General features: G+C 61.4%; 34 protein-coding genes, 1 tRNA gene and 1 pseudogene. 21 read left to right on the top strand and 15 right to left on the bottom strand.

The features are described 5' to 3' along the window. Window positions 1-6: 6 nt before the first annotated feature. From QMX96_RS04770 to QMX96_RS04855, 18 genes and pseudogenes are all read left to right on the top strand, one after another. Complete coding sequence (locus QMX96_RS04770; RefSeq protein ID WP_282361281.1) at window positions 7-783, top strand: ERF family protein; 777 nt, start codon at window positions 7-9, stop codon at window positions 781-783. Continuing rightward, window positions 767-1,384 carry a lambda exonuclease family protein gene (locus tag QMX96_RS04775; protein ID WP_282361282.1) on the top strand — a complete coding sequence of 206 codons (618 nt, stop codon included), beginning with the start codon at window positions 767-769 and terminating at the stop codon, window positions 1,382-1,384. Before QMX96_RS04770 ends, QMX96_RS04775 begins: the two co-directional genes overlap by 17 nt. Before the next feature lie 14 nt (window positions 1,385-1,398). Further along, a complete protein-coding gene (gene ssb, locus QMX96_RS04780) occupies window positions 1,399-1,887 on the top strand; it encodes a single-stranded DNA-binding protein (RefSeq protein WP_282361283.1) in 489 nt (162 codons plus the stop codon). Between the two features lie 2 nt (window positions 1,888-1,889). Continuing rightward, window positions 1,890-2,078: a hypothetical protein gene (locus tag QMX96_RS04785; RefSeq protein WP_282361284.1), complete on the top strand. Its 189-nt coding sequence runs from the start codon at window positions 1,890-1,892 to the stop codon at window positions 2,076-2,078. An 81-nt stretch (window positions 2,079-2,159) separates the two neighbouring features. Next, window positions 2,160-2,525: a hypothetical protein gene (locus QMX96_RS04790; protein ID WP_282361285.1), complete on the top strand. Its 366-nt coding sequence runs from the start codon at window positions 2,160-2,162 to the stop codon at window positions 2,523-2,525. Next, window positions 2,500-3,015 (top strand): hypothetical protein, encoded by a 516-nt coding sequence (locus QMX96_RS04795; protein ID WP_282361286.1) that lies wholly within the window; start codon window positions 2,500-2,502, stop codon window positions 3,013-3,015. Before QMX96_RS04790 ends, QMX96_RS04795 begins: the two co-directional genes overlap by 26 nt. 548 nt (window positions 3,016-3,563) lie before the next feature. Next, on the top strand, window positions 3,564-4,109 hold the full coding sequence (locus tag QMX96_RS04800; RefSeq protein ID WP_282361287.1) for a hypothetical protein: 546 nt from the start codon (window positions 3,564-3,566) through the stop codon (window positions 4,107-4,109). Window positions 4,110-4,191: 82 nt separating this feature from the next. Continuing rightward, window positions 4,192-5,037 (top strand): DNA adenine methylase, encoded by an 846-nt coding sequence (locus tag QMX96_RS04805; RefSeq protein WP_282361288.1) that lies wholly within the window; start codon window positions 4,192-4,194, stop codon window positions 5,035-5,037. Window positions 5,038-5,056: 19 nt separating this feature from the next. Further along, complete coding sequence (locus tag QMX96_RS04810) at window positions 5,057-5,980, top strand: DNA cytosine methyltransferase (RefSeq protein ID WP_282361289.1); 924 nt, start codon at window positions 5,057-5,059, stop codon at window positions 5,978-5,980. A 304-nt stretch (window positions 5,981-6,284) separates the two neighbouring features. Further along, the gene (locus QMX96_RS04815) at window positions 6,285-7,328 is read left to right on the top strand and encodes a hypothetical protein (RefSeq protein WP_282361290.1); all 1,044 of its coding nucleotides are present in this window, start codon (window positions 6,285-6,287) and stop codon (window positions 7,326-7,328) included. Between the two features lie 79 nt (window positions 7,329-7,407). Then, a complete protein-coding gene (locus QMX96_RS04820) occupies window positions 7,408-7,782 on the top strand; it encodes a hypothetical protein (RefSeq protein WP_282361291.1) in 375 nt (124 codons plus the stop codon). Beyond that, on the top strand, window positions 7,779-8,048 hold the full coding sequence (locus tag QMX96_RS04825; protein ID WP_282361292.1) for a hypothetical protein: 270 nt from the start codon (window positions 7,779-7,781) through the stop codon (window positions 8,046-8,048). Before QMX96_RS04820 ends, QMX96_RS04825 begins: the two co-directional genes overlap by 4 nt. Next, window positions 8,045-8,293 carry a hypothetical protein gene (locus tag QMX96_RS04830; RefSeq protein WP_282361293.1) on the top strand — a complete coding sequence of 83 codons (249 nt, stop codon included), beginning with the start codon at window positions 8,045-8,047 and terminating at the stop codon, window positions 8,291-8,293. The genes QMX96_RS04825 and QMX96_RS04830 overlap by 4 nt, the downstream gene beginning before the upstream one ends. Further along, a pseudogene (locus tag QMX96_RS04835) lies at window positions 8,290-8,748 on the top strand (phage protein NinX family protein). The gene QMX96_RS04830 and the pseudogene QMX96_RS04835 overlap by 4 nt, the downstream one beginning before the upstream one ends. Before the next feature lie 297 nt (window positions 8,749-9,045). Continuing rightward, the gene (locus tag QMX96_RS04840; RefSeq protein ID WP_186663811.1) at window positions 9,046-9,423 is read left to right on the top strand and encodes a hypothetical protein; all 378 of its coding nucleotides are present in this window, start codon (window positions 9,046-9,048) and stop codon (window positions 9,421-9,423) included. A gap of 38 nt (window positions 9,424-9,461) precedes the next feature. Beyond that, a complete protein-coding gene (locus tag QMX96_RS04845) occupies window positions 9,462-9,638 on the top strand; it encodes a hypothetical protein (protein ID WP_282361294.1) in 177 nt (58 codons plus the stop codon). A gap of 20 nt (window positions 9,639-9,658) precedes the next feature. Next, window positions 9,659-10,063, top strand: coding sequence for a hypothetical protein (locus QMX96_RS04850; RefSeq protein ID WP_282361295.1), 405 nt, complete (start codon window positions 9,659-9,661; stop codon window positions 10,061-10,063). Continuing rightward, window positions 9,949-11,112 carry a tyrosine-type recombinase/integrase gene (locus tag QMX96_RS04855; protein WP_282361310.1) on the top strand — a complete coding sequence of 388 codons (1,164 nt, stop codon included), beginning with the start codon at window positions 9,949-9,951 and terminating at the stop codon, window positions 11,110-11,112. Before QMX96_RS04850 ends, QMX96_RS04855 begins: the two co-directional genes overlap by 115 nt. A 79-nt stretch (window positions 11,113-11,191) precedes the next feature. Here the strand turns inward: QMX96_RS04855 and QMX96_RS04860 are convergent. From QMX96_RS04860 to thrS, 9 genes are all read right to left on the bottom strand, one after another. Beyond that, window positions 11,192-11,268: transfer RNA gene (locus QMX96_RS04860), tRNA-Pro, on the bottom strand. A gap of 106 nt (window positions 11,269-11,374) precedes the next feature. Further along, a complete protein-coding gene (locus tag QMX96_RS04865; protein WP_043860798.1) occupies window positions 11,375-11,731 on the bottom strand; it encodes a MerR family transcriptional regulator in 357 nt (118 codons plus the stop codon). Further along, the gene (gene ihfA, locus QMX96_RS04870; RefSeq protein WP_002553164.1) at window positions 11,712-12,014 is read right to left on the bottom strand and encodes an integration host factor subunit alpha; all 303 of its coding nucleotides are present in this window, start codon (window positions 12,012-12,014) and stop codon (window positions 11,712-11,714) included. The genes QMX96_RS04865 and ihfA overlap by 20 nt, the downstream gene beginning before the upstream one ends. A gap of 3 nt (window positions 12,015-12,017) precedes the next feature. Further along, on the bottom strand, window positions 12,018-14,393 hold the full coding sequence (gene pheT, locus QMX96_RS04875) for a phenylalanine--tRNA ligase subunit beta (RefSeq protein WP_058541295.1): 2,376 nt from the start codon (window positions 14,391-14,393) through the stop codon (window positions 12,018-12,020). 35 nt (window positions 14,394-14,428) lie between these two features. Continuing rightward, window positions 14,429-15,445, bottom strand: a complete 1,017-nt coding sequence (gene pheS / locus QMX96_RS04880; RefSeq protein ID WP_054915262.1) for a phenylalanine--tRNA ligase subunit alpha — start codon at window positions 15,443-15,445, stop codon at window positions 14,429-14,431. Window positions 15,446-15,552: 107 nt separating this feature from the next. Beyond that, entirely contained in the window at window positions 15,553-15,909 is a 357-nt protein-coding gene (gene rplT, locus QMX96_RS04885) for a 50S ribosomal protein L20 (protein WP_043860801.1), read from the bottom strand. Window positions 15,910-15,938: 29 nt separating this feature from the next. Then, entirely contained in the window at window positions 15,939-16,133 is a 195-nt protein-coding gene (rpmI, locus tag QMX96_RS04890) for a 50S ribosomal protein L35 (protein WP_027620572.1), read from the bottom strand. Window positions 16,134-16,193: 60 nt separating this feature from the next. Next, a complete protein-coding gene (gene infC / locus QMX96_RS04895; RefSeq protein WP_173925091.1) occupies window positions 16,194-16,745 on the bottom strand; it encodes a translation initiation factor IF-3 in 552 nt (183 codons plus the stop codon). Beyond that, window positions 16,745-18,667 carry a threonine--tRNA ligase gene (gene thrS / locus QMX96_RS04900; protein WP_043860803.1) on the bottom strand — a complete coding sequence of 641 codons (1,923 nt, stop codon included), beginning with the start codon at window positions 18,665-18,667 and terminating at the stop codon, window positions 16,745-16,747. The genes infC and thrS overlap by 1 nt, the downstream gene beginning before the upstream one ends. A gap of 370 nt (window positions 18,668-19,037) precedes the next feature. Between thrS and QMX96_RS04905 the strand changes: the two genes are divergently transcribed. After that, on the top strand, window positions 19,038-19,334 hold the full coding sequence (locus QMX96_RS04905; protein ID WP_043860804.1) for a hypothetical protein: 297 nt from the start codon (window positions 19,038-19,040) through the stop codon (window positions 19,332-19,334). A 163-nt stretch (window positions 19,335-19,497) separates the two neighbouring features. Continuing rightward, entirely contained in the window at window positions 19,498-19,710 is a 213-nt protein-coding gene (locus QMX96_RS04910) for a cold-shock protein (protein ID WP_003179963.1), read from the top strand. A gap of 80 nt (window positions 19,711-19,790) precedes the next feature. Here QMX96_RS04910 and QMX96_RS04915 read toward each other — a convergent pair whose 3' ends face one another. Together QMX96_RS04915 and QMX96_RS04920 are read right to left on the bottom strand one after the other, a co-directional pair. Then, window positions 19,791-20,111 (bottom strand): I78 family peptidase inhibitor, encoded by a 321-nt coding sequence (locus QMX96_RS04915; protein ID WP_043860805.1) that lies wholly within the window; start codon window positions 20,109-20,111, stop codon window positions 19,791-19,793. 140 nt (window positions 20,112-20,251) lie between these two features. After that, on the bottom strand, window positions 20,252-20,554 hold the full coding sequence (locus QMX96_RS04920; protein WP_282361296.1) for a hypothetical protein: 303 nt from the start codon (window positions 20,552-20,554) through the stop codon (window positions 20,252-20,254). A gap of 324 nt (window positions 20,555-20,878) precedes the next feature. On the opposite strand from QMX96_RS04920, the gene QMX96_RS04925 reads away from it, so the two are divergent. After that, complete coding sequence (locus QMX96_RS04925) at window positions 20,879-21,109, top strand: hypothetical protein (protein WP_043860807.1); 231 nt, start codon at window positions 20,879-20,881, stop codon at window positions 21,107-21,109. On the opposite strand, the gene QMX96_RS04930 is transcribed toward QMX96_RS04925, so the two are convergent. From QMX96_RS04930 to QMX96_RS04945, 4 genes are read right to left on the bottom strand one after another with little or no spacing between them, the layout of a single operon-like run. Then, the gene (locus QMX96_RS04930) at window positions 21,081-22,106 is read right to left on the bottom strand and encodes a nucleoside hydrolase (RefSeq protein WP_282361297.1); all 1,026 of its coding nucleotides are present in this window, start codon (window positions 22,104-22,106) and stop codon (window positions 21,081-21,083) included. The genes QMX96_RS04925 and QMX96_RS04930 overlap by 29 nt on opposite strands. A gap of 30 nt (window positions 22,107-22,136) precedes the next feature. Next, window positions 22,137-22,541: a D-ribose pyranase gene (gene rbsD / locus QMX96_RS04935; protein ID WP_043860809.1), complete on the bottom strand. Its 405-nt coding sequence runs from the start codon at window positions 22,539-22,541 to the stop codon at window positions 22,137-22,139. After that, entirely contained in the window at window positions 22,538-23,455 is a 918-nt protein-coding gene (gene rbsK / locus QMX96_RS04940) for a ribokinase (protein WP_282361298.1), read from the bottom strand. Before rbsK ends, rbsD begins: the two co-directional genes overlap by 4 nt. A gap of 12 nt (window positions 23,456-23,467) precedes the next feature. Then, window positions 23,468-24,490: a LacI family DNA-binding transcriptional regulator gene (locus QMX96_RS04945; protein ID WP_043860811.1), complete on the bottom strand. Its 1,023-nt coding sequence runs from the start codon at window positions 24,488-24,490 to the stop codon at window positions 23,468-23,470.

Below are 24,490 nucleotides of genomic sequence, written 5' to 3' on the forward strand. Positions count from 1 at the left end.
GTCGCCATGAGCCAAGTAGCCAGGGTCGAAACCCACTCCCAGCCGCCGGCCGTAGCCGCCGAGTCTGTCACCGTCCTGCAGATCATCCAACAGGTGGCCATGTCCCCCAACGCTGACATCGACAAGATGGAGCGCTTGATGGTCATGCATCAGAACATCCAGGCCCTGCAGGCCAAGCAGCAGTACGACGAGGCCCTGGCCGCGATGCAGGAAGAACTGCCCGTCATCGGCGAGCGCGGCGGCATCAAGGACAAGAGCGGCCGCATCCAGAGCACCTACGCGCTCTGGGAGGACATCAACGAGATGATCAAGCCGGTGCTCGCCCGCCACGGCTTCGCCCTCTCCTTCCGCACACCACGCAACGAGCGCGGCATCGAGGTCGAGGGAGTCTTGAGCCACCGGGCCGGTCACCGCGAAACCACCTCTCTGGTCCTGCCGGCAGACACCAGCGGCAGCAAGAACGGCGTCCAAGCCGTGGCCTCCAGCGTCAGCTACGGCAAGCGCTACACCGCCGGCGCCCTGCTCAATTTCACCACCACTGGCGAGGACGACGACGGCAACGGCGCCGTGATCACGCCCCGGGTTACCTCGGTGCAGGCCACCCAGCTGGCCATGCTGCTGGAGCGGTGCAGCGACAAGGCCAAGAAAGCGTTCGCCAGCATCCACGGCACGCCGTCGGCCGTCGAGAAGGCCGCCTTCGACCAGGTGCTCGGCATGCTGAGCAAATCGGTGAAGCAACACGAGACAGCAGCCCAGGAGGCTCAAGATGCAGATCATCACTGATATCGAACAGGGCACACCTGAATGGCTTGCCCTTCGCCTAGGGATCATCACCTGCTCCGAGCTGGACTGCCTGTTGGTCGCCGGCAAGGGTGAAGCCGGATTCGGCGTGGCCGCCTTCACCTACATGGACCAGTTGATCGGCGAGCGCATCACCGAGGAGGCTGCCGAGATCCCCTTCCAGACCAAGGCGACGATTCGCGGTCATGAACTAGAGGGGGTCGCGCGCGGGCTTTACGAGGACCGCGAGAGCATCAAGACGCGTTCGGTCGGAATCATCCTCAACCACGGCATCGGGTACTCGCCGGACGCTCTGGTCGGAGACCAGGGCCTGACCGAGATCAAGACCAAGCTCCCCAAGTTTCAGGTCAGCGTCATCTTGAACGGTGAAGTGCCCAAGGAACACGTCGCACAGTGCCAGGGCGGCTTGTGGGTTTCCGAGCGTGAGTGGCTGGACTTCATCAGCTACTGGCCGGGCATGCCGCTCTTCGTCAAGCGTGTGTACCGCGACGAAGTGATGATCCGCAAGCTCACCGAACGGGTGAAAACCTTCCACGAAATCCTCGACGAGCGCATGAACAAGGTGCTCGGCGCGGCCGCATAACCAAAGGAATCACGATGCCTACTCTTACCGATATCGGCCGCCTGGGCCGCGACGCTGAACTGCGCTATACACCTGATGGAAATGCCGTCTGCAACCTCGCCCTGGCCTGCGAGTACGGACGCAAAGGCCAAGACGGAAAGCGCCCCACCCAATGGGTCGATGCCACGCTCTGGGGCAAGCAGGCTGAGGCCATGGCGCCATACCTGCTCAAGGGGCAGCAGTTGCACTTCACCATCGACGATGCCCATATCGAGACCTACACCAAGGGCGACAACTCGCAGGGCGTGAAGCTCACCGGGAAGGTGATCATCATCAAGTTCGCGGGCAACCCGCCACAGCAGGCGCAGGGTAACCAGTCTGCGCAACAGCCACGGCAACAGCAGCGCACCCAGCAACAACGGCCGGCGCCGCAGCAGAGCCAGCAAGGAACGAACGGTCCCGACTACGAAAGCTTCGACGACGACATCCCGTTCACCCCGCTCCATCACCTCGCAGGTGCATAGCCATGCCGCTCGCCACCATGCTCGACATGCCCCAGCGCCGGAAGGAACTGGAGCAGAACCTGCAGTTGCTGTTCAACCGTAGCTGCCAGTGGAGCCGCGCCGAACGTGTGCGCGGTGCTGCCACCATCGAGAACCTGACCCGGCAGCTGTTCGAGATCACCGAGCAGATCGACTCGGTGCGCGCGGCATGAGGCGGATCAACTCCCTGGTCCGCCAGCGCCGGCGGCAAGAACAGTTCCACCTGCCGCCCAGCGGCCTAACGGAGCACAGACATGCAGAAAGCACCCTCTGGAGTCGTAACCCTGCCGGCCTGGATGAATCGGCCGGTCAAGAAGCTGTACAACACCCGCAGCGGCGGCCAGTACCGGCCCGATGATGTGGCCCTGGCCTTCGCGCTGAGCCTACGGGAGCACGACAGCGCCGATCACCTGCGCAGGCTGGCCCGGCGCCTGGTCGACAAGGTCTGCCTGGAGCACCAGCCGAACATGAAGCGCCTGGCCCGAGAGCCGGACGATGCGAAGGTGTTCGACGCAGCGCTCAAGATCATCACCCGGGTGTGCGACCTGCTCGACATCGGGCCGGGTACCACCTTCGTGCGCAATGGAGGCGATGATGGCTCTGACGCAGCAGCAGCGTGATGAGAAGCGCAGGGCCAAGGCCGAGCGCCTGCAGGAAGAAGACCTGCGTTTGAAGGTTAGACCAGGGACTAAACAGGCCCTATTGGAGCTGATGGAGTGGGCCGGGATCGAGGAACAGGGCGAGGCGATGACGTTGATGATTCATCACATCGAAGCGCTCGGGCATCACGCACTGTTCCGGATAGCGCGCCACGAAATCGAAGCTCACCGAGCTGTGGCGCGGACTGAACCGCTGCGGCTTTCAGCCAGGAAGCGAACCGGACAGCACCTGCGCGCCATATGCGGTTGGGCTGATGCCAGCTACAGCCAGATGATTGAGGCGCTGATCCACGGCGTCCACGCCCTGGGCCAGCTGCACGCGGCGAAGTTTCTCACCCCGCCACGACATGAAATCAGCATCTCACTACGACTTGCCATGGCCTTCGACCGGAAGAGCATGCTGATGATTCAGCAGGACCCAGGAGATGAAATTCTCACCCCGTCGCTATGAGGCAACAGTACAAATTCCATCTGGCTCCCACGAATGGTTGTACTTCTTCACTTCTGCAAGCACTGCTTCGATCCCCTCTTCATTCACCCAAGGGCGTCTATGCGGGCGATGAGGCTTTTCCTTGCTAGACGCATTGGTAAACGACTGGTGAGGCCCAGAGAAGACATGCCTGGCGTCACAGATGTACTGTTTGTCCTTCATCCACTTTGGCGACCCTGGTTGTTTCCACGCGTCAATATTCAGTCTTAGCCGACTCCACTGGCGTGTTACCTCTAGCCAGTGGGACACTGGCCCTTCCACCGCGATACATAGGAAAGGCCTTCCTCCGATGTCGCTTCCTCTCCAGAAGTGACCGGTGACAGCCTCATCCCTTACCAACTGTTCACCATCAAGAATTGCAACAATCCCTACTGAGACTTCTTCGTTCGTAAGCACCCTGGACTCCCTCGATTGGCCCCATGCCGGTCACCCGTAATACCCCATCCCAAACCAAAATGCCACCATTCCGCCACCAGCACGGAGGGCGGCGCCGTGCATGGAGTACCGCAATGCAAGTCGAGACCTCGACCGTCACCAAGCTGCTGATCACAGGCGTCGATGGCCTGGACCCGATCAGCGTCTATCTGGAAGACCTCGCCCCCTGCAAGGGGAAGATCACCGTCAGCTGCTACGACAAGACCTGGCACGCCTACTGGGGCGGTATGTGGGATGACCTGACCATCGGCCAGTTCTTCTGCAAGCTGCACGACGCCTACATCATCGGCTACTTCGACCGAGCCCTGAGCTCTCGCCGGTTCAGTGCTGAAGCGCTGGCCGACAAAGCGCGGAAGGTGATCGTGCAAATGCGGCGTGATCGGGATCTGGACGCAGAAGACGCCCGGAGCCTGATCGACGAGGCCGAGGATGTTCGCCACACCAGCTCGCTCGATGAGTGCGGCGGCGCCCACCGCGAGTTCATGCATCGCGTGTTCGGTGACGACTGGTGGAACCTGCCGGCCGATGCCATGGAGCGAAACCCTGACTGGGACTACCTCTGCCGCATCATCGCGGCAGTTCAGCAGGCCTTGGCGAAACAGTACCCCGTCGCCGCATGATCCCGCGCTGCCCGCCAGCGCCTTCCCCTCTCAAACGATGAACGCCTCCCCGGCGAGGGCGGCGCCTGCAATGGAGTGTTCCATGACCATCTCAGCGCCGGTGATCCGGTACCACGGCTCCAAGTTCCGGCTTGCGTCGTGGGTCACCCAGTATTTCCCACGGCATACGTGCTATGTCGAGCCCTTCGGCGGTGCCGCCGGCGTTTTGATGCAGAAGCCCCGCTCCTACGCCGAGGTTTACAACGACCTGGACGGCGACATCGTGAACTTGTTCCGCGTGCTGCAGGACCCGCAGAACCGGGCAGCGCTGTTTGAGGCGGTGGTACTGACGCCATATGCCAGGCAGGAGTTCGAGCGCGCATGGGAGCCGGCTGAAGATCCAGTCGAACGGGCTCGGCGGACCATAGTCCGTGCGCAAATGGGCTTCGGCTCAGCCGGTGCTACCAAGGGGATCACGGGCTTTCGTATCGATACCAAACGCGAATACGGCACCGCCCAATCACTCTGGCTCGAGTATCCAGAGTCGATCGCCACGATCGGACAGCGACTGACTGGCGTTCTCATCGAGAACCGACCGGCGATCGAGGTCATGCAGGCGCACGATGCCAGGACGACCCTGCACTACGTAGATCCGCCGTACGTGCACGAAACCAGATACAAAAACGCACAGAGCGGCCGGTACTACCGGCACGAGATGGACGACGGCCAGCACGCCGATCTACTCAAGTCGTTGCTCGAGCTAGAAGGAATGGTTGCCCTGTCCGGCTACCCCAGCGAGCTCTATGACGACACTTTGACTGGCTGGACCAGGCACACCACATCAGCGCGGATATCGGCAGGCCGAGGCACTGCCTGCCGCACAGAATGCCTCTGGCTAAACCCAGCCTGCCAACGATCAAGCAGCCAATTCAGCCTGTTCGGCAGCTGACCACCACAGCGAGACCTCAATGACCACAGCAATCGACCTGTTCGCCGGTCTCGGCGGATGGAGCACCGGCGCGCGCGCCGCAGGCGTCCAGGTTCTCTGGGCGGCAAACCACTGGCCGGTGGCCGTTGAATGGCACAGCGCCAACCACCCAGATACGCAGCACGTTTGCCAGGACCTGCATCAGGCTAAGTGGGAGCATGTGCCGGCCCACGACATCCTGCTTGCCTCGCCCTGCTGCCAGGGCCACGCCAAGGCCCGCGGCAAGAGGTCGGGCAACCCTGAACATGACGCTTCGCGCTCGACGGCCTGGGCGCCGGTATCAGCGCTGGAGGTGCACCGGCCGCAGGCAGCAGTAATTGAGAATGTGCCGGAGTTCACCGACTGGGTGCTCTACCCGGCCTGGCTTCAGGCGGTCCAGGCCCTTGGATATCAGGCAGCGCCGCACATCGTGGACTGCGCGGACCTCGGCGTGCCACAGCACCGAGTGCGCCTATTCATGGTCCTGACGCGCAGCAAGGCACCGCTGATGCTGCAACTACCGCAGGAGCGACATGTGCCGGCAGCTAGCTTCCTCGACTTCGATGGAGGTCGATGGTCGCCAATCGAGAAGCCGGGCCGGGCCCAAGCCACGCTTGACCGCGTGAGCAACGGCCGCCAGCGCTTCGGCGACCGGTTCATCATGCCCTACTACGGCAAGGGTTCCGGCACCACCGGCCGCGACATCAATCGGCCGATCGGCACCATCACCACCCTAGACCGCTGGGCCTTGGTCGACGGCGACCTTATGCGGATGCTAAGCGCCAGCGAGGCCCTAGCGGCAATGTCGTTCCCAACCAATACACTTCGCCCAAGTAATCACCGGCTGACCATGCACATGGCCGGTAATGCGGTACCGCCGCTAGCGGGTCAGCGGGTGATAGAAGCATTGCTAAAGGCGGCATAGTCAAAGAGCTACCCCCCTCCATCCCCAGTGCTGCCGCCAGTGCCATCACCCGGATCGCGACTAAGTTCGAAGCGAAAACGATTCGGACCACTAGCCACCCCAAGGTTCTCGACGGCGACGTGCTTGGAGCTGCAGTGGGGGCAAACAACGGCGAGACAGCCGGTCTTGGGGTCCTCACGCATCCTCCCCCGCCCCTCAATTAGGGTCCCACATCTCGGATTCTGACAACGGAATTCATCCTGCATACCTGGCCCTCCCTCAGTGGTTGACCAGCTAACTGTAGCTGCCACAAGGAAGCATCCCCATGCCCACAGAAAACCGATCCAGCAACAGCGAGATGGTCAGCTTCCCTCGCGAACTCTCCGATGACCTGGCAGAACTGATCGCTGCCCGAGCCCGTGTATGCGGCGGCGGCGCCTTCGAGATCTGGGAAGAAATCTGCAACGGGTTCGGCAAGCCAGCCGAGCCGCACCAGGGCGAGCCGGTTGCCTACGCAGACCCCAGGTCATTTGAGAACTTAAAGTCTTTTGGGCGTCTTGGCGGTATCTATCTGCATGAATGGATGTGGGCCGAACCAGGGCCTGGCATGGTTCCGCTCTACACCCGCCCTGCGCAAGGTGAGCCGGTGGCGTTGCCGAAGCGCCTTCCTGTGCGGATGCCAGAAGGCCGAAACCTACCCAAGGGTTATGCCGAAGCATGGAACGCCTGCCTAGCCGAAGTTGAAAAGCTCGGGCCTCTCTACACCCACGCCGATACTGGCGAGGTTGAGCGGCTGCGCGAAGAATTGGCCAGCGCCGTTGCCGACAAAGAGGCATATGCGCAGAACGCTATCGACCTGCGCCGCAGGGTTGAGAATGCCGACCTTGCCCTGAAGGTCCAGACGCAGAACTGCGACGCCCTGCGCGCCCAGCTTGCAGCTCTTCTTGCGGCAGTCAGCAAACATCGCGAAGCGCTCAAACCCCTCGGCCTCCCTCTCGGTGACAGTCTGGAGGAAGCCGCCCTATCCGCCAGCGCAGAGCCGAGCGAAGAGTGCGCGCACAGCTACGCCAACAAACTCGGCTGTCCGGAATGCGGCGAGGCGTCTTCAGGTGCAGAGTCGAGCGGTCCGGTTGAGTGCGGGCCATGGCAGCCGCTCACCGCTCCTGGCCAAATACAAGAAGGCGACTGGCTCAGTTTCACTGTGTCCGGCAGCCTCATCTGTGCTCAGACCCGCTTGGTTATCGACCCCGGCACGGCACGCGAAGAGATCGTCTACAACCGCCAGAAGAATCACTACTTCGTGACCTCAATGGCCGTCGACGGCACCAGCACCCACAAAGGCGTGCTCGTCGCAAAGGCCAAATCCTGATCGGAGTACATCCGTACTCCCCAGCTGTAACCCCTCTCCCCTCTATTCACTGCCGCGATATGGCGGCCAAGGAATGCCTGTGTCCGAAGTAGACGAACGCGACCTTGAACTGCTCAAGCTGGCCGCCAAGGCCGCAAACCTTGAGATCGAGTCATGCACCTGCCGTGACCCAAAGTGGCCTTTCCGCTTGAAGGGTCAGTCGGGTGTGCGTGCTCACTGGAACCCGTTGATCAACGATGGCGACGCACTGCGGTTGGCCGTACTGATGGGGCGGGGTGACCGCCTGGGCATCCAGATCCATATCGTCGAGCCCTTCGACGGCGATACCGACCCGTACACCGTCGTGGATGCCGAGCGCTTCGGCGAGTTCGATATCTACCATGGCGACGATCCTTTCCGTGCCACCCGCCGGGCCATCGTTGAGGCGGCGGCATCGATCGGGAGCAAATCATGACCCGCCTCGCCCTCTGCCTCCTGCTGCTGGCCACCGGCGCCGGCGCAACCGAACTGCCGTCAGGCGTCTGGACTTTCGAAGACAAGCCGCGGGGCGTCGTCTGCTACGTGATGGGGTCGCTTGGCAATGACTCGATCAGCTGCGTGAAGATATGGCTCCCGCAAGTAGCGGAAAACCAGCGCCAGCTCTCCCCGCACGAAACCCAACCCGAACCTACACCCGCTCTGGCGCCTGGGCGCTGGATTGATGAGAGGTATCAGCTGTGACCTTCGTAATTTACAAGATGGGCGATGAAGGACGTCGCAAGTACGTGACGGATATTCCCGATGATGACAATCCAATCGGCGGGATTGGTTACACCTGGACGCCAAGCGGTGAGGTTCCAAGCAATGCTGGGACGAGCCCTACCGAGCAGGACGCGCTGAAGGTTTGCAAGTACTTGCGGACTGCTTGCTACGGGCCTCCGGATGATCATTTCTACGAGAAGGCGCCGGAGGGCCATGCAGCATGACTGACCTGATCGAAGTGAAGACGGCAGACCTGGCCAGCGAGGCGTTGGGGTGGGCAGTAGGCAAGGCGGAAGGTCTGGACGTGTTCCTGGCACCACCCGGCTACAACGGCGTGCCCTGGCGCGTGTTCGCCCGGTACCAGGGCTAGGCCATCGAGCACACCAAACGCTACAACCCTTGGGAAGACTGGGCGCTGGGTGGGCCATTGATCGATAAGCACCGTGTTCAAACGAGCTTCAACGGTAGCGGCTTCAGCCGAAGCCCAACCGGAGAACACTCGTGCGCGTACGTGTGCAAGGCCAGCGGCCAGGAGGTCTTTCCAAGCGGTGGCGGCCCGAGCACCCTCACTGCCGCCTGCCAAGCAATAGCGCAGGCCAAGCTCGGCGCTACCGTCCAGGTGCCTAAGGAACTGGTCGCGGCCGCAACACATAAGTGCGGCCGCATGAGCTCGAACTAACTTCCTTTCTTTAGAGGATTCAGAAGAAGAGCGGCATCAAGCATTGCTTGAACTTCGTCCCTCTCTTTCTTCCTGTGCTGGACCTGCTCCCTATCCAAAGCCGGCCCCTTTTTTTTGCTACTAGGATCGGAATTGTCGTACTCCGGAAAATCCTCGAAAAAATCCACCCAATCATTCACTTCAAGATCCCTCTTCGTAAGGTGAGGGGCGCATTAAAACGCTATTCCAACCTAAAGCAAAGATCAAATCCCCATAACCCAAGCCCGCCGACATGTGCGGGCATGGAGAGCTATTGCCATGACGAAACACAAACACACGCCCGGCCCATGGGAAGTCCTGAACGAAACCGAGGTTTTCACCGGTCTCGGCGCCGACAGCGGCGATGGCGTGAAAGCACTCCCCTCTGACGGCTGGATGATCGCTGACTGTGGAGACTGCGTGACCTTCACCGAGATCGGCCCTGCGGAACTCGGCCGAGACCTGCGCCGGGCAAACGCCAAGTTGATCGCCTCGGCGCCCCTGCTGCTGGACGACCTGACTTCTGCCGCAGCCCAGTTGCGCAAGTACGAAACCCTGCATCGGGCCAAGGGTACCGCTGACAGCCTGGCCAAAGCCGAGGTCAACGCCGAACTGGCATCGCGGTTCGAACACACCATCGCCAAGGCAACGTCCTGACCACCAACCTGCCGCCACCGGCGGCGTGGAGACCATCCATGAACCTGATCGACTGCTACGTCACGAAGATCCTCGGCGAGCCGTACCGCAAGTTCGGCGCCTGGTGGGTCGATGTCGAGTACAACGCCTGGGGCAGCACCAGCAAAACAAAGCTCATGTTCCGCACCGAGGAAGCCGCCAGGGCGGCGAAGGTCGGGCACCACTTCTTGGCCTGATCTGGCCGCAGGAGAACCACATGGCAAACGCCAGCGCGGCACCGGCCGCACGCATTCTGCCGCGCATCATCCGCGCCGGCGAAGCTCCGCATTACCTCGGCATGTGCCGATCCGAATTCAACAAGACCGTCAGGCCGCATGTGAGCGAGTTCCCCATCGGGGAGCGCGGTATCGGCTTTGACCGGGAAGAGCTGGACGCCTGGGTGAACGACTACATCCAGGCCATGGCAATTGCGAAAGAAGGCGCTCAGGGACGACAATCACCCCGCAGCGAGCGCCCATCAGGAGATAAGGGATGGCGCGAAAGACAATCACAGGCCTTTCCCAAAGGAACGGCATCTGGCACATCGACAAGAAGATCAACGGAGAGAGACTTTACGAAAGCACTGGAGTTGGTGACCGGGCGGAAGCAGAAAAGTATCTGATCCACCGCTTGGAGCAGATCCGCCAGCGCAAGGTGTATGGAGTTCGGCAGGTTCGGACGTTCCGCGAGGCGGCCACCAGGTACTTGCTCGAGCACAAGGAGCAGCCGTCGATCAAGCTGACGGCTCTGTGCCTGCAGCAGCTGGACCCGTACCTGGGCGACCTACCACTGACGCACATCGACGACCAGGCGCTGGCCCCGTTCATTCGGGACCGGCAGACGGACGAAGACTTGCCGAATGGGAAGGTGAGGAAGGCGGTCAGCAACCGGACGGTGAACATCGCGATCGAGCGGGTGATTCGGGTTCTGTCGCTGGCTTGCCGGAAGTGGCGGGATGAAGAGCGCAGGCCCTGGCTCGACAGCATTCCGCTGCTGGCCAAGCTGGAGGAGAAGAGAGCCAGTCGAAAGCCATACCCCATGTCGTGGGATGAGCAGTCGATTCTCTTCGGGGAGTTGCCGGACCATCTGCAGCGGATGGCCCTGTTCAAGGTGAACACTGGCTGCCGCGAGCAGGAGGTCTGCAAGCTGAGGTGGGATTGGGAGATTTCGGTACCCGAGCTGGGCACCAGCGTGTTTCTGATCCCTGCCGACTTCGGCGGCCGACATGAGAACTCAGGCGTGAAGAACCGGGACGAGCGGCTGGTGGTGCTGAACACCGTTGCCAGATCGATCATTGACGGGCAGCGCGGGATAAGCCGGGAATGGGTGTTCCCCTACAACGGCACCGGGATGCACAGGATGAACGACTCGGCGTGGAAGAAAGCGAGGGTGCGCGCGGCGAAGCTCTGGCAGGAGCAAAATTTGCGGCCGGCACACCCCGGGTTCGCTTCGATCAGGGTTCACGACTTGAAGCACACTTTCGGCAGGCGCCTGAAAGCAGCAGGTGTAACAGAGGAAGATCGGAAGTCGCTACTCGGTCACAAAAACGGAAGCGTGACCAGTCACTATTCTGGCGCGGAGCTCGGCCAGTTGATAGAGGCGGCAAACAAAGTTTCAGCGACGGACTCGCGTGGGCCGGTGCTGACGATTTTGAAGAGGAGGCAGGCGTGAAAATGGGAGAAGTCACGCAAAAGTCACGCAAAGGAAAAAGGCCACCCCTTGCGGGAATGGCCTAAGTCCTTGGGATTATTGGTCGGGACGGAGTGATTCGAACACTCGACCCCTTGCACCCCATGCAAGTGCGCTACCGGGCTGCGCTACGCCCCGACTGGGCTTGAAGCATGTTCCCCTTGTTGCTGAGAACGATGAAGAATTTACCTTAACCTTTTGAATTATGGAAGCTTTTTTTCCAAAATTCCTGAAACGGCTTCGGTCACTTCTTCAACACCACCAGCACATCCTCCAATTCGACAATCATCTGCCGAATCATCTGTTTGTACTGGGTCGTGTCATCCTTGGCTTCATCCCCCGACAGGCGCAACCGCGCACCGCCGATGGTGAAGCCCTGGTCATACAACAGCGCCCGGATCTGCCGGATCATCAGCACGTCCTGGCGCTGATAATACCGGCGGTTACCGCGGCGCTTCACCGGGTTAAGCTGGGGAAACTCCTGCTCCCAGTAACGGAGCACGTGCGGTTTTACCGCACAAAGCTCGCTCACTTCACCAATGGTGAAGTAGCGTTTGCCTGGAATCGGCGGAAGCTCGTCGTTATGACTTGGTTCCAGCATAGGCCTCAACTCGGGCTTTCAACTTCTGCCCTGGACGAAAGGTGACGACTCGACGCGCCGTGATCGGGATCTCTTCACCCGTTTTCGGGTTGCGGCCCGGCCGCTGGCGCTTGTCACGCAAGTCAAAGTTGCCGAAACCCGACAATTTGACCTGCTCGTTGTCTTCAAGAGCGTGCCTGATCTCTTCAAAAAACAGCTCGACCAATTCCTTGGCCTCGCGCTTGTTCAGGCCCAGCTCCTCGTACAGCCGTTCGGCCATCTCAGCTTTCGTCAGAGCACCCATACGCTATTTCCTTAACGTGGTGTTCAACCTTTGTTCAAGCGAGGTGAGAATGTTTTGCGTGGTGGCGTTCACCTCATCGTCGTTAAGAGTGCGCGATGGATGCTGCCAGGTCAAGCCGACGGCCAGGCTTTTTCTATCAGGATCAATACCTTTACCCTGATACACATCAAACAGCCTGAGGTCGGTGAGCCACTCGCCCGCGTTTTCACGGATTACATCCAGCACCGCGCTGGCCGCCACATCACGCCCTGCGATCAACGCCAGGTCACGGCGTACTTCGGGGAAGCGCGACAGTTCGTGGAACTTCGGCAGGCGCCCTTCCACTACATCCGCCAGCACCAGCTCGAACACATACACGGTGCGATCCAGGCCCAGGGTCTTGACCAGCTCGGGGTGCAAGGCGCCCAGGTAGCCGACTTCGACGCCGTCACGCTCGATGCGCGCGGTCTGGCCTGGGTGCAGCGCCGGGTGTTTGCCGGGCACGAAGGTGAAGTCGTCGAGCGAACCGGAGAAGCCCAGTACCGCTTCAACGTCGGCCTTCACATCGAAGAAGTCGATGGTGTCGCGGCCGTTGGCCCAGCCTTCCGGCAGGCGGCTCCCGCAGACCACACCAGCCAGCATCGGCTGTTGCTTGAGGTCGCCCAGCTGGCCGACGAAGCGCTGGCCGCTCTCGAACAGGCGCACGCGGTCTTGCTGGCGGTTGAGGTTGTGCTGCAGTGCCTTGACCAGGCCCGGCCACAGGCTGACACGCATGGCCGCCATGTCGCTGGAAATCGGGTTGGCCAGCAGCAGCGGCTCTACGCCAGGGTTGAACAGCTCGAACTGCTTGGGGTCGATGAAGCTGTAGGTGATCGCTTCCTGGTAGCCACGGGCAACCAGCAGGCGACGCAGCGCAGGCAGTTCGCCACGCACTTCAGACCTGGCCTGCGGGGCCAGGCGCGCTTGCGGGTAACGGACCGGCAGGCGGTTGTAGCCGTACAGACGGGCCAGCTCTTCGATCAGGTCCACTTCCAGGCTGATGTCGAAGCGATGGCTGGGCACTTCGACCTGCCACTGCCCGGCCTCACCGCTGGTTTTCAGGCCCAGGCCGTTGAGCAGTTGCTCGACTTCGGCGCTGTCCATCTCCATGCCCAGCATCTGGGTGATACGCTCGGCACGCAGGGTGACCGGGGCGATGTTGGGCAGGTGCTCTGGGCTGACGGTCTCGATGATCGGGCCGGCTTCGCCGCCTACGATATCCAGCAGCAGGCCAGTGGCGCGCTCCATGGCTTCGCGGGCCAGCTGCGAGTCCACGCCACGCTCGTAGCGGTGCGAGGCATCGGTGTGCAGGCCGTAGGAGCGGGCCTTGCCAGCCACCGAGATCGGCTCGAAGAAGGCGCTTTCAAGGAAGATATCCTTGGTGGTGGCCGCAACGCCGCTGTGCTCGCCACCCATCACGCCGGCAATGGCCAGGGCGCGATCGTGGTCGGCGATGACCAGCGTGTCGGCACGCAGGGCAACTTCCTGGCCATCTAGCAGGACGAGCTTCTCGCCCTCCTCGGCCATGCGCACCCGGATGCCACCGTTGATTTCAGCCAGGTCGAAGGCGTGCAGCGGCTGGCCCAGCTCGATCATCACGTAGTTGGTGATGTCGACGGCAGCATCGATGCTGCGCACGTCACTGCGGCGCAGACGCTCGACCATCCACAGCGGGGTCGGGCGTGACAGGTCGACGTTACGGATAACGCGGCCCAGGTAACGCGGGCACGCGGCCGGCGCCAGCACGTCTACCGGGCGCACGTCGTCGATGCCTGGCGCAATGGCCGGCACGGTCGGGCGGGTGACCGGGGCGCCGTACAGGGCGCCGACTTCACGGGCGAGGCCGGCCAGGGACAGGCAGTCGCCGCGGTTCGGGGTCAGGTCGACCTCGATGCTGGCATCGTCCAGGTCCAGATACACGCGGATGTCCTGGCCAACCGGGGCGTCTGCCGCCAGTTCCAGCAGGCCGTCGTTCTCTTCGCTGATCTGCAGTTCGGCAGCCGAGCACAGCATGCCGTTGGACTCGACGCCACGCAGCTTGGCCTTCTTGATCTTGAAGTCGCCTGGCAGTTCGGCGCCGATCATGGCGAACGGGATCTTCAGGCCAGGGCGCACATTCGGCGCGCCGCACACTACCTGGAAGGTCTCGCTGCCATTGCTGACCTGGCACACGCGCAGCTTGTCAGCGTCGGGGTGCTGCTCGGTGCTCAGCACCTCGCCCACCACGATGCCGCTGAATTGACCGGCGGCCGGGGTTACGCTGTCGACCTCAAGACCGGCCATGGACAGACGTGCCACCAGCTCGTCACGGGATACCTGCGGGTTGACCCAACCGCGCAGCCACTTTTCACTGAATTTCATCCTGCTCTCCTAAAGATTCGTTACGGGTGCGCGACCTAGCGAAATTGCGCAAGGAACCGCAAGTCGTTGTCGAAGAACAGGCGCAAATCGTTGACGCCGTAACGCAGCATGGCCAGGCGCTCGGCCCCCATGCCAAATGCGAAGCCCGAGAACTCTTCGGGGTCGATACCAGACATGCGCAGCACGTTCGGGTGCACCATGCCGCAGCCCATGACTTCGAGCCAACCGGTCTGCTTGCACACACGGCAGCCCTTGCCGCTGCACATCACGCACTGGATATCGACTTCAGCCGAAGGCTCGGTGAAGGGGAAGAACGACGGACGGAAACGTACCGCCAGCTCTTTTTCGAAGAACACGCGCAGGAATTCTTCGATGGTGCCTTTGAGGTCGGCAAAATTGATGTCGCGATCGATCAGCAGGCCTTCGACCTGGTGAAACATCGGCGAGTGGGTAATGTCCGAGTCGTTGCGGTACACGCGACCCGGGCAGACAATGCGAATCGGCGGCTGGGTGGACTCCATGGTCCGCACTTGCACCGGCGAGGTGTGGGTGCGCAGCAGCATGTTGGCATTGAAGTAGAAGGTGTCATGCATTGCCCGGGCCGGGTGGTGGCCGGGAATGTTGAGCGCTTCGAAGTTGTGGTAGTCGTCTTCGACTTCCGGGCCTTCGGCGATGCCGTAGCCGATATGGGTGAAGAACTGCTCGATGCGTTCGAGGGTACGGGTGACAGGGTGCAAACCACCGGAGGTCTGGCCACGGCCAGGCAAGGTGACGTCAATGCACTCGGCAGCCAGGCGAGCGCTGAGCTCGGCTTCTTCATAGGCGGCTTTGCGGGCGTTGAGCACCTCGGTAACGCGTTCCTTGGCTTCGTTGATCAGCGCGCCGACTTTGGGCCGCTCTTCAGCCGGCAGGTTGCCCAGGGTCTTCATCACCTGAGTCAGTTCGCCTTTCTTGCCAAGGAATTGAACCCGGATCTGCTCCAGGGCATTGATGTCTTCAGCGCGCTCCACAGCCTCGAGGGCTTGGGAGACCAACGCATCCAGGTTTTCCATGTACAGACTCCAGATACAAAATAGGGGAAGAGCTTACAGGCTCTTCCCCTATCTATGACGTTTAACATCCGCCGCCGACATCGACGGCGAATGATTGTCGTGGGTACTTAAGCCAGAACGGCTTTAGCCTTTTCGACAATCGCAGCAAACGCCGCTTTTTCGTTCACTGCCAGATCAGCCAGAACTTTGCGGTCGATTTCGATCGACGCTTTTTTCAGGCCAGCGATCAGGCGGCTGTAGGACAGACCGTTGACGCGAGCACCAGCGTTGATACGAGCGATCCACAGAGCGCGGAACTGACGTTTTTTCTGGCGACGGTCGCGGTAGGCGTATTGGCCTGCCTTGATGACCGCTTGCTTGGCAACACGGAATACGCGCGAGCGAGCGCCGTAGTAACCTTTAGCCAGTTTCAGAATTTTCTTGTGACGCTTACGAGCGATGACGCCACGCTTTACACGAGCCATGAGTAATTTCCTCTATCTATAACCAAAAATTAACGAAGGCGCAGCATGCGCTCGACTTTTGCAACGTCCGACGCGTGCAGCAGGCTGCTACCGCGAAGTTGACGCTTACGCTTGGTCGACATTTTGGTCAGGATGTGGCTCTTGAAAGCGTGTTTGTGCTTGATGCCGTTAGCCGTTTTCAAGAAACGCTTGGCTGCACCGCTTTTGGTTTTCATTTTTGGCATGTTCGGATACTCCGCATTCAGTTGATAAACATAACCGCAAGGCCTGCCGTGCCCTGGTGGTTATTTCTTTTTCTTGGGGGCGATGACCATCAAAAGCTGGCGTCCTTCCATCTTAGGATGCTGTTCGACGGTCCCGTATTCGGCAAGATCAGCTTCGATCCGCTTCAACAGTTCCATACCCAGCTCCTGGTGGGCCATCTCACGACCACGGAATCTCAGAGAGATTTTGGTCTTGTCCCCATCAGTAAGGAAACGTACCAGGTTGCGTAGTTTTACCTGGTAATCCCCTTCCTCCGTCCCTGGACGAAACTTGATTTCTTTGATCTGGATGATCTTCTGGTTCTTCTTCGCCGCAGCCTGCTGCTTTTTCTTCTCGAACAGGCTTTTGCCGTAGTCGAGGACTTTGCAGACAGGCGGAACGGCGTCAGCAGAAATTTCTACCAGGTCCAGTTTCGCTTCTTCAGCGATACGAAGCGCTTCTTCAATCGAGACGATGCCCAACTGCTCGCCGTCAGCGCCAATTAACCGAACCTCACGTGCCGAGATATTCTCGTTGATCGGGGCTTTCGGTGCAGCTCGTTTATCTTGTCTCATATCACGCTTAATAGTAATTACTCCGAATCTTGGCGACCACGCCGGGAAACCGCTTGCGCGAGCAGGTCCGCAAATTGGGCGACGGGCATGGAGCCCAGGTCAGCACCTTCGCGGGTACGCACAGCGACAGTTTGCGTTTCGACTTCCCGATCCCCGATAACCAGGAGATAGGGAACCTTGAGCAAGGTATGCTCGCGGATTTTAAAGCCGATTTTCTCATTTCTCAAGTCGGACTTGGCACGGAAGCCGCTTTCGGCCAGAGTTTTTTCCACTTTCTGGGCGAAATCCGCTTGTTTGTCGGTGATATTCATGATCACCGCCTGCGTAGGCGCCAGCCAGGCTGGGAATGCACCTTCGTAGTGCTCGATGAGAATTCCGACGAAACGCTCGAACGAACCGAGGATGGCACGGTGCAGCATTACTGGATGCTTGCGGCCGTTGTCTTCGGAGACGTATTCGGCGCCCAGACGGATCGGCAGGTTGAAGTCGAGCTGCAGGGTACCACACTGCCACACACGGCCAAGGCAATCCTTCAGCGAGAATTCGATTTTCGGGCCGTAGAACGCCCCTTCACCCGGCTGCAGGTCGTACGGCAGGCCGGCGCTGTCGAGCGCGGCGGCCAGTGCGCCTTCGGCACGGTCCCACAGGTCGTCGGAACCCACGCGCTTTTCAGGGCGCGTCGAGAGCTTGAGCTCGATGTCCTTGAAGCCGAAGTCCTTGTACACGTCCAGGGTCAGCTTGATGAACGCGGCGGACTCGGACTGCATCTGTTCTTCGGTGCAGAAGATGTGCGCATCGTCCTGCACGAAGCCGCGCACACGCATGATGCCGTGCAGGGCGCCCGAAGGCTCGTTGCGATGGCAAGCGCCGAACTCGGCCAGACGCAGCGGCAGCTCGCGGTAGCTCTTCAGGCCCTGGTTGAACACCTGTACGTGGCACGGGCAGTTCATCGGCTTGATGGCGTAGTCGCGGTTCTCGGACTGGGTGGTGAACATGTTGTCACCGTAGTTGGCCCAGTGCCCGGACTTCTCCCACAGCGTGCGGTCGACCACTTGCGGGGTCTTGATTTCCAGGTAGCCGTTGTCGCGCTGCACCTTGCGCATGTACTGCTCGAGCACCTGGTACAGGGTCCAGCCATTGGGGTGCCAGAACACCATGCCCGGCGCTTCTTCCTGGAGGTGGAACAGGTTCAGGCGCTTGCCGATCTTGCGGTGGTCGCGTTTCTCGGCCTCTTCGATGCGCTGGATGTAGGCGGCCAGCTGCTTCTTGTCAGCCCAGGCCGTGCCGTACACACGTTGCAGTTGCTCGTTCTTGGCGTCGCCGCGCCAGTAGGCACCGGACAGCTTGGTCAGCTTGAACGACTTGAGAAAGCGCGTATTGGGCACGTGCGGGCCGCGGCACATGTCGACGTATTCTTCATGGAAGTACAGGCCCATGGCCTGTTCGTTCGGCATGTCTTCGACCAGGCGCAGCTTGTAGTCTTCGCCACGGGCCTTGAACAGCTCGATCACCTCGGCGCGCGGGGTGACCTTCTTGATGACGTCGTAGTCCTTCTCGATCAGCTGCTGCATGCGCTGTTCGATCGCCGCCAGGTCTTCCGGGGTGAAGGGACGCTCATACGCGATGTCGTAGTAGAAGCCCTCGTCGATGACCGGGCCGATCACCATCTTGGCGGTCGGGTACAGCTGCTTGACGGCATGACCGACCAGGTGAGCGCAGGAGTGACGGATGATCTCCAGCCCCTCTTCGTCCTTGGGCGTGATGATTTGCAGGCTGGCGTCCTGCTCGATCAGGTCGCACGCGTCGACCAGCTTGCCGTCGACCTTGCCGGCCACGGTGGCCTTGGCCAGGCCTGCACCAATGGATGCGGCGACCTCGGCTACGGTTACGGCCTTGTCGAACGAACGTTGACTGCCATCGGGAAGAGTAATAGTGGGCATGGCGCCTCCTCTCCTAGTGGTGACCCCTACCAAAGGTCACGTGGGTTGGGATGAGCCAGTACGCGATTCGACCCTGTCTTTGCAATGCAAAGCCTGCCTCACAGTGGCAGAAGCCCAAGGGCCTGCCAGGGTACGAACCAGAGTGACTGGATACATATATATAGAAAGATTTGAGCGGCAAGACGAATCGGCCAAATCCTGAGCCAGGCATGCTAGCACAAAGCTTTCGGCGCGTAGGGCCATGGGCCGGGGATATGCAGAAATATTCTGAATTTAGACCGATGCGGTGAACTTGAGCGGTTTTTTTCCGCTCAGAGATTAGGAAGCGACCTACTCTAGATACACCCGACCTAATAAAGGAGTGACCGGTATGCGACTTCATTCTCTTCTGGCCTTGGCGGCCACTGGTGCCCTGCTGCTGCCGCTTGGCGCCAACGCAGGCACTGTTCCACCAGGCTACCTGACGTCCTGCGTGGCCACCGCCTCTGCCCAGCCGGGCATGACGAAACAATCCGCCGAAAAGCACTGCAGCTGCAGCGTGAATGTGATCGAAAAAAACTTTTCGGACGCAGAGATCAAAGAGCTCAACAGCACTGACGGCGTAGACCAGAAGCTCATAGACAAGGCAACCCAGCTGGTTACGAAGGCCTGCAAGCCCCAGAAATAAGGGCGCAGGCCATACAAAACTCAGTTAATTTGCGCCAGATCAGCATTCGGCACACGTAAAAGTCACCACAAGCGCAAAATTAGACTATGATGCCTCTGTGCACCTTGTTGGCCTCGGCGACACCGCACTACTGAAAAACATCATGTTTCCTGGAGATACACCCATGTCCAATCGCCAAACCGGCACCGTCAAATGGTTCAACGATGAAAAAGGCTTCGGCTTCATCACTCCACAAGGTGGCGGCGACGACCTGTTCGTACACTTCAAGGCCATCGAGTCTGACGGCTTCAAGAGCCTGAAAGAAGGCCAGACCGTCTCCTTCGTTGCCGAAAAAGGCCAGAAGGGCATGCAGGCTGCACAAGTTCGTCCAGAGTAAGTTCTGACGAATTAAAAAACCCGTCCTTGGACGGGTTTTTTTGTGCCTGCCGTTTATGCAACGGCAGGCCCGGGGCGGAATCAGCCGCAATTGACCCGGGTGACCACGCCCTTGTCGTCGGCGTTGAGGTTCAAGCGCTCGGAACGGTACTCCAGGGTGATCATGTCGGTCGGCTTGAGCACGCGGGCGATCTGCGCCCCGCTCGCCTTGCGCGCCTGCTCCAGCAGCTCGGGGGTTGCCGGCTTGCCGACGGTGAATGCGGCGTTGCTGGCATCGCAGCGACCATCGAGGTTCGGTGCTGCCGCTACCTCTGGCGCCTTGGACGATGAGCCATCGGTACTGCAACCTGCCAGAACCACGGCTGCCAACAGGCTCGCCAATGTTGCACGCGTGCGGAACATGAATCCTCCTTTCAAATACTGGAATGCTGTCTGATACGACAGTTTTAAGCACTTTTGGTTGCAAAAACGTCCCAGTCTGCCTGAGACGTGCTCGTCAGGGAAACCTCAATCGTGACCGGATTTTGCCTGAGCGCAGCGGTTCAGTAGATATCGATGTAGTCGCTGGCGGGCTTGGGCCAGTTGCTGGCCAGCACGTTGTACACCTGCATGACCCAGCGTTCGTCGTCGGCGGCAAAAGGGCCCACGCAGCCCGAGCCGGCGGCCCAGGTCTCGAGGCGAAACAGCAGGCCATCGAGCTCGCGCCCGCCGGTAATCTGCGACAGGTAGGCAATGCCGCCGCGGGTGACGCGCAACTGGTTGTGGATTCGGTCGTTGCCTTCGGCCAGCAGCTGGCGCACCTGCTGGGGGGTGAGCTGCTCGGGGGTGTTCAAGTCGATCTGCACGGGGTGTCCTCGGGCGTGCGCGGTGGCTGTGGGGTGCAGGGTACATCAGGCGGACTCTGTACGCCCTCTTCGCAGGCAAGCCAGCTCCACGGCTACCGCGCCGACCCAAGCGCCAACGACGAATCGGTACAGACGTCACGAATAGGCGAACCCAACCACCATTTAGTTTGCCTAGCCCCGCTGCTTATGCATAAGTAGCAGTGCTGGCCCTGTTGCAACATGTTTAACTTGTACCTGTTGGCGGAGCGCAATCATGCCCCCGCTGTAGACGCCAGGGCCCGGCATCTGCACCAAACAGCACGCGTATTTTCGATCGAGACCCCCATGAATAGCCCCACCCTGGACACCAACATCAAGGTCACATGGCCTGACGGCCATCGTTCCTACAGCCCCGGCACCACCGAAGAGCTGTTCATCATCGCCGCCGACCTGCTGCTTCAAGACCTCGGCCACGAAGCTGCCCGCACCTTCGTCGACCAGGTGTTCGAACGCCACTGGCCCGCGACCGAACACCAGCCCACACCCATTACTGCAATCGAGCAAGACGCTCGCTGAGCAAATCGAAAAAGCCCTGGGCATCGCCGCTCTCGATCCACATCACATTGGCCGGTAGCTCGAGCGTGCCGTACCAGTCCGCAATGGTCTGACCAAAGGTCGGGCCTTCGCGGCTATCCACGCTCATGTGAATCTGCCGGCCACTGAACAGCTCGGGCTTGAGCAGGTAGGCAATCACGCTGGCATCGTGCACCGGCCCACCCGGCAGGCCGTAGTGCGCCATGTCCCCCTTGACGTAAGCATCCAGAATATCGCCCACCAGCTTGCTGGCGTGGTTGTTCAACCCGCGAATCTGCTTCAGGCGCGCCTCGCTGGTGAGTACCTTGTGGGTCACGTCCAGCGGCAGGTAGGTGAGCTTGACCCCGCTGCGCAACACGACCTCTGCCGCCTGTGGGTCGGCGTACAGGTTGAACTCGGCCACCGGGGTGATATTGCCGCCATTGAAGTGGGCACCGCCCATCACCACCACTTCCTTGATGCCCTTGACGATCTGCGGGGCCTGAATCAGCGCCAGTGCCAGGTTGGTCTGCGGGCCGAGCATGGCAAGGGTGATGCTGCTGGGTTCAGCGCCACCGAGGGTGTCGATCAGGTACTGCACCGCGCTGCCCTGGGCCAGGCCCTTTTTCGGCTCGTGCACCGCCACGCCAGGCAAGCCCTCCTCGCCATGGATGTTCTCGGCATAGATCGGCGTGCGCACCAGCGGCTTGGGCGCGCCGGCGTACACCGGCACCTCTTCGCGCCCCGCCCACTCCCGGGCCAGCCGTGCGTTGCGCGAGGTCTTGTCGAGTCGCACATTACCGGCCACGGTGGTAATGGCGCGCACCTTCAGTTCCTCTGGCGACGCCAGGGCGAACAACAACGCCACCACGTCATCCGCGCCGGGGTCGGTATCGATGATCAGGTCGCGGGGCGCGGCCAGCACGGCAGTACTCGACAGGGCAGACATAAGCACTACACCTCGCAGCAAACGTTTGGCTTTATGGACACGTTCAGGCATCGGGCACTCCTTGTGCTCAGGGGACAACAGTCAAAAGGTCACGCCCGCCACCAGCGCGATGTTGGTATAGGGCTGGCATTCGCCGGTGCGCACGATGGCCCTGGCCTGCGCACCGAGCTGCTTGAACGCCGCATGGCTCATCAAATGGCGCGCGCCCAGCTCGCCGCGGGCATGCAGCAGCTCGATGCCTGCCAGGGCCGGCGGCCTGTGTTGCAGGGTCTCGTCGGCCAGCACGTGGCTTTCGACCTGCATTTCGGCCAGCACCGTGTGCAAGGTACTGATGAAATCCGGTATGCCGGGCGTCAGTGCAAGGTCGATCAGCTCGACACCGGCAGGCACGGGCAGGCCGGCGTCGCCGATCAGCACCACATCGCCATGCCCCAGCGACGCGATCAGGCGCGACAGGGCGATATTGAGCAACGGGGTCTTCTTCATGGCGTGCTCCCCTGCAGTTCGCTCAGATACGGAATGGAGGGCTGGGCACCGGCGCGGGTGACCGAAATGGCGGCGGCCTGCTGGCCGAAGGCAATGGCCTCGCGCTCCGACCCGCCAGCGGCCAACGCAGCGGCAAAGCCACCGACGAAGGTATCCCCGGCCGCCGTGGTGTCCAGTGGCTGCACCCGCGTCGCCGGAAAATGCGCAAAACCCTGGCCATCGGCGAACAGAGCGCCTTGCGCGCCCAGGGTGACGATCACCTTGCCCACCCCCAGCGCCAGCAGTCGGCTGGCGGCTGCCTGCGCCTCCTGCAGCGAAGCCACCGGCAGCCCGGTCAGGGCGCTGGCCTCGCTCTCGTTGGGGATCAGGTAGTCGATGTTGGCAAACCAGTCAGCCGGCAGCGGCCCGGTGGCCGGTGCCGGGTTGAGGATCACGGTCTTGCCCAGCGCCCGGCCACGGGCCAGGGTATGTGCCACGGTGGCCTGAGGTACTTCGAGCTGACAGATGATCACATCGGCAGCCTGCAGCAGGCGGTCCAGGCGCTGTACCGATGCCGGCAGCAAGTGCCCGTTGCCACCGGCCACGATGACGATGGCGTTCTGGCTGCTGGCATCCACCACGATCAGTGCCACACCACTGGAAACACCCGCCGCCGTGTCCACGCCCTGGCAATCGATGCCCTCGTCGAGCAGCGCCTGACGCAACTGCGCACCGTAGGCGTCCTCCCCCACACAGCCGATCATCGCCACCGCCGCCCCCAACCGCGCAGCTGCTACCGCCTGGTTGGCGCCCTTGCCGCCCGGCACGGTGCCGAACCACTCGCCGGCCAGGGTTTCCCCCGCCTGCGGCAGGCGCTCGGCGCGGGTCACCAGGTCCATGTTCAGGCTGCCTACCACCACTACATTCGCTTGCATGGCATGTCGGTCCTAGCGGTAATCATTGAAGAGGTCGGGACGCGGCCCGGTGGACTCGCGCAGCACGATGCTCGGTGCGACGATGCGCTGCTCTACCCCACTGCGCTGCGGCTCACCGATACGCCGCAGCAACAGCTCGGACGCCATCTCGCCCAGCTCGCGGATCGACTGCCCTACCGTGGTCAGCGCAGGGTAGACGTACTGGCTCATCTGGATATCGTCGAAACCGATCACCGACAGTTCGCTCGGCACGCAGATGTTGCGCTCGGCCGCGGCACGCAGCACGCCCATGCCGATCATGTCGTTGGCCGCGAAGATCGCGGTCGGGCGGTCGTGGCCCAGCAGTTGCGCTGCGGCGCCATAGCCGCCCAGGCTGGTGAAGTCGCTGTCCACCACGCGGCCCTCGCGCAGGGGCACCCCGGCCTGGGCCAGTGCCCGGTGAAAGCCGGCCAGGCGCATCTTGGCCACGCTGGTGTGTGCCGGACCGTTGATGCAGGCGATGTCCTGGTGCCCCAGCTCCAGCAGGTGCCGGGTGGCCAGGTAGGCCCCCTGCTCGTGGTCGATGCGCACCAGGTCGGCGTCGACGCCCGCCAGCGCGCGGTCGACGATCACCATGGGCGTGCGCACGCTGGCCAGGCTGTCGAGCAGGTCGGCCTCCTCGCCCACCGAGGCCACGATCAGACCGTCGATGCGTTTCTCCAGCAGCACGCGCAGGTAGCTGCGCTGCTTGCGCGGGTCGTCGTCGGAGTTGCACAGGATCACGCAGTAGCCATTGCGCTCGCAGCCATCCTCGATGCCCCGCGCCAGTTCGGCGAAATACGGGTTGACGCTGTTGGGCACCAGCAGGCCGATGGTGGCCGTGCAGCGCGCCTTGAGCGAGCGCGCCACCGCACTGGGCACGTAGTCCAGCTCGGCAATCGCCGCTTCTACCTTGCGCCGCACCGGTTCGCTCACCGGGCGGGTCTTGTTCAGCACGTGGGAAACGGTGGTATAGGAAATACCCGCCAGCGCCGCTACATCTTTGATGGTTGCCAT

Source organism: Pseudomonas sp. PS01300 (assembly GCF_029960155.1).
GTDB lineage: Bacteria > Pseudomonadota > Gammaproteobacteria > Pseudomonadales > Pseudomonadaceae > Aquipseudomonas > Aquipseudomonas palmensis.

What these genes read in the sequence shown, in the direction of transcription:
- QMX96_RS04770 (WP_282361281.1), top strand. Translation starts at nt 7, where the DNA reads ATGAGCCAAGTAGCCAGGGTCGAAACCCACTCCCAGCCGCCGGCCGTA.
- QMX96_RS04775 (WP_282361282.1), top strand. Translation starts at nt 767, where the DNA reads ATGCAGATCATCACTGATATCGAACAGGGCACACCTGAATGGCTTGCC.
- ssb (WP_282361283.1), top strand. Translation starts at nt 1,399, where the DNA reads ATGCCTACTCTTACCGATATCGGCCGCCTGGGCCGCGACGCTGAACTG.
- QMX96_RS04785 (WP_282361284.1), top strand. Translation starts at nt 1,890, where the DNA reads ATGCCGCTCGCCACCATGCTCGACATGCCCCAGCGCCGGAAGGAACTG.
- QMX96_RS04790 (WP_282361285.1), top strand. Translation starts at nt 2,160, where the DNA reads ATGCAGAAAGCACCCTCTGGAGTCGTAACCCTGCCGGCCTGGATGAAT.
- QMX96_RS04795 (WP_282361286.1), top strand. Translation starts at nt 2,500, where the DNA reads ATGGCTCTGACGCAGCAGCAGCGTGATGAGAAGCGCAGGGCCAAGGCC.
- QMX96_RS04800 (WP_282361287.1), top strand. Translation starts at nt 3,564, where the DNA reads ATGCAAGTCGAGACCTCGACCGTCACCAAGCTGCTGATCACAGGCGTC.
- QMX96_RS04805 (WP_282361288.1), top strand. Translation starts at nt 4,192, where the DNA reads ATGACCATCTCAGCGCCGGTGATCCGGTACCACGGCTCCAAGTTCCGG.
- QMX96_RS04810 (WP_282361289.1), top strand. Translation starts at nt 5,057, where the DNA reads ATGACCACAGCAATCGACCTGTTCGCCGGTCTCGGCGGATGGAGCACC.
- QMX96_RS04815 (WP_282361290.1), top strand. Translation starts at nt 6,285, where the DNA reads ATGCCCACAGAAAACCGATCCAGCAACAGCGAGATGGTCAGCTTCCCT.
- QMX96_RS04825 (WP_282361292.1), top strand. Translation starts at nt 7,779, where the DNA reads ATGACCCGCCTCGCCCTCTGCCTCCTGCTGCTGGCCACCGGCGCCGGC.
- QMX96_RS04840 (WP_186663811.1), top strand. Translation starts at nt 9,046, where the DNA reads ATGACGAAACACAAACACACGCCCGGCCCATGGGAAGTCCTGAACGAA.
- QMX96_RS04845 (WP_282361294.1), top strand. Translation starts at nt 9,462, where the DNA reads ATGAACCTGATCGACTGCTACGTCACGAAGATCCTCGGCGAGCCGTAC.
- QMX96_RS04850 (WP_282361295.1), top strand. Translation starts at nt 9,659, where the DNA reads ATGGCAAACGCCAGCGCGGCACCGGCCGCACGCATTCTGCCGCGCATC.
- QMX96_RS04865 (WP_043860798.1), bottom strand. Translation starts at nt 11,731, where the DNA reads ATGCTGGAACCAAGTCATAACGACGAGCTTCCGCCGATTCCAGGCAAA.
- ihfA (WP_002553164.1), bottom strand. Translation starts at nt 12,014, where the DNA reads ATGGGTGCTCTGACGAAAGCTGAGATGGCCGAACGGCTGTACGAGGAG.
- pheT (WP_058541295.1), bottom strand. Translation starts at nt 14,393, where the DNA reads ATGAAATTCAGTGAAAAGTGGCTGCGCGGTTGGGTCAACCCGCAGGTA.
- pheS (WP_054915262.1), bottom strand. Translation starts at nt 15,445, where the DNA reads ATGGAAAACCTGGATGCGTTGGTCTCCCAAGCCCTCGAGGCTGTGGAG.
- rplT (WP_043860801.1), bottom strand. Translation starts at nt 15,909, where the DNA reads ATGGCTCGTGTAAAGCGTGGCGTCATCGCTCGTAAGCGTCACAAGAAA.
- rpmI (WP_027620572.1), bottom strand. Translation starts at nt 16,133, where the DNA reads ATGCCAAAAATGAAAACCAAAAGCGGTGCAGCCAAGCGTTTCTTGAAA.
- thrS (WP_043860803.1), bottom strand. Translation starts at nt 18,667, where the DNA reads ATGCCCACTATTACTCTTCCCGATGGCAGTCAACGTTCGTTCGACAAG.
- QMX96_RS04905 (WP_043860804.1), top strand. Translation starts at nt 19,038, where the DNA reads ATGCGACTTCATTCTCTTCTGGCCTTGGCGGCCACTGGTGCCCTGCTG.
- QMX96_RS04910 (WP_003179963.1), top strand. Translation starts at nt 19,498, where the DNA reads ATGTCCAATCGCCAAACCGGCACCGTCAAATGGTTCAACGATGAAAAA.
- QMX96_RS04915 (WP_043860805.1), bottom strand. Translation starts at nt 20,111, where the DNA reads ATGTTCCGCACGCGTGCAACATTGGCGAGCCTGTTGGCAGCCGTGGTT.
- QMX96_RS04925 (WP_043860807.1), top strand. Translation starts at nt 20,879, where the DNA reads ATGAATAGCCCCACCCTGGACACCAACATCAAGGTCACATGGCCTGAC.
- QMX96_RS04930 (WP_282361297.1), bottom strand. Translation starts at nt 22,106, where the DNA reads ATGCCTGAACGTGTCCATAAAGCCAAACGTTTGCTGCGAGGTGTAGTG.
- rbsD (WP_043860809.1), bottom strand. Translation starts at nt 22,541, where the DNA reads ATGAAGAAGACCCCGTTGCTCAATATCGCCCTGTCGCGCCTGATCGCG.
- rbsK (WP_282361298.1), bottom strand. Translation starts at nt 23,455, where the DNA reads ATGCAAGCGAATGTAGTGGTGGTAGGCAGCCTGAACATGGACCTGGTG.
- QMX96_RS04945 (WP_043860811.1), bottom strand. Translation starts at nt 24,490, where the DNA reads ATGGCAACCATCAAAGATGTAGCGGCGCTGGCGGGTATTTCCTATACC.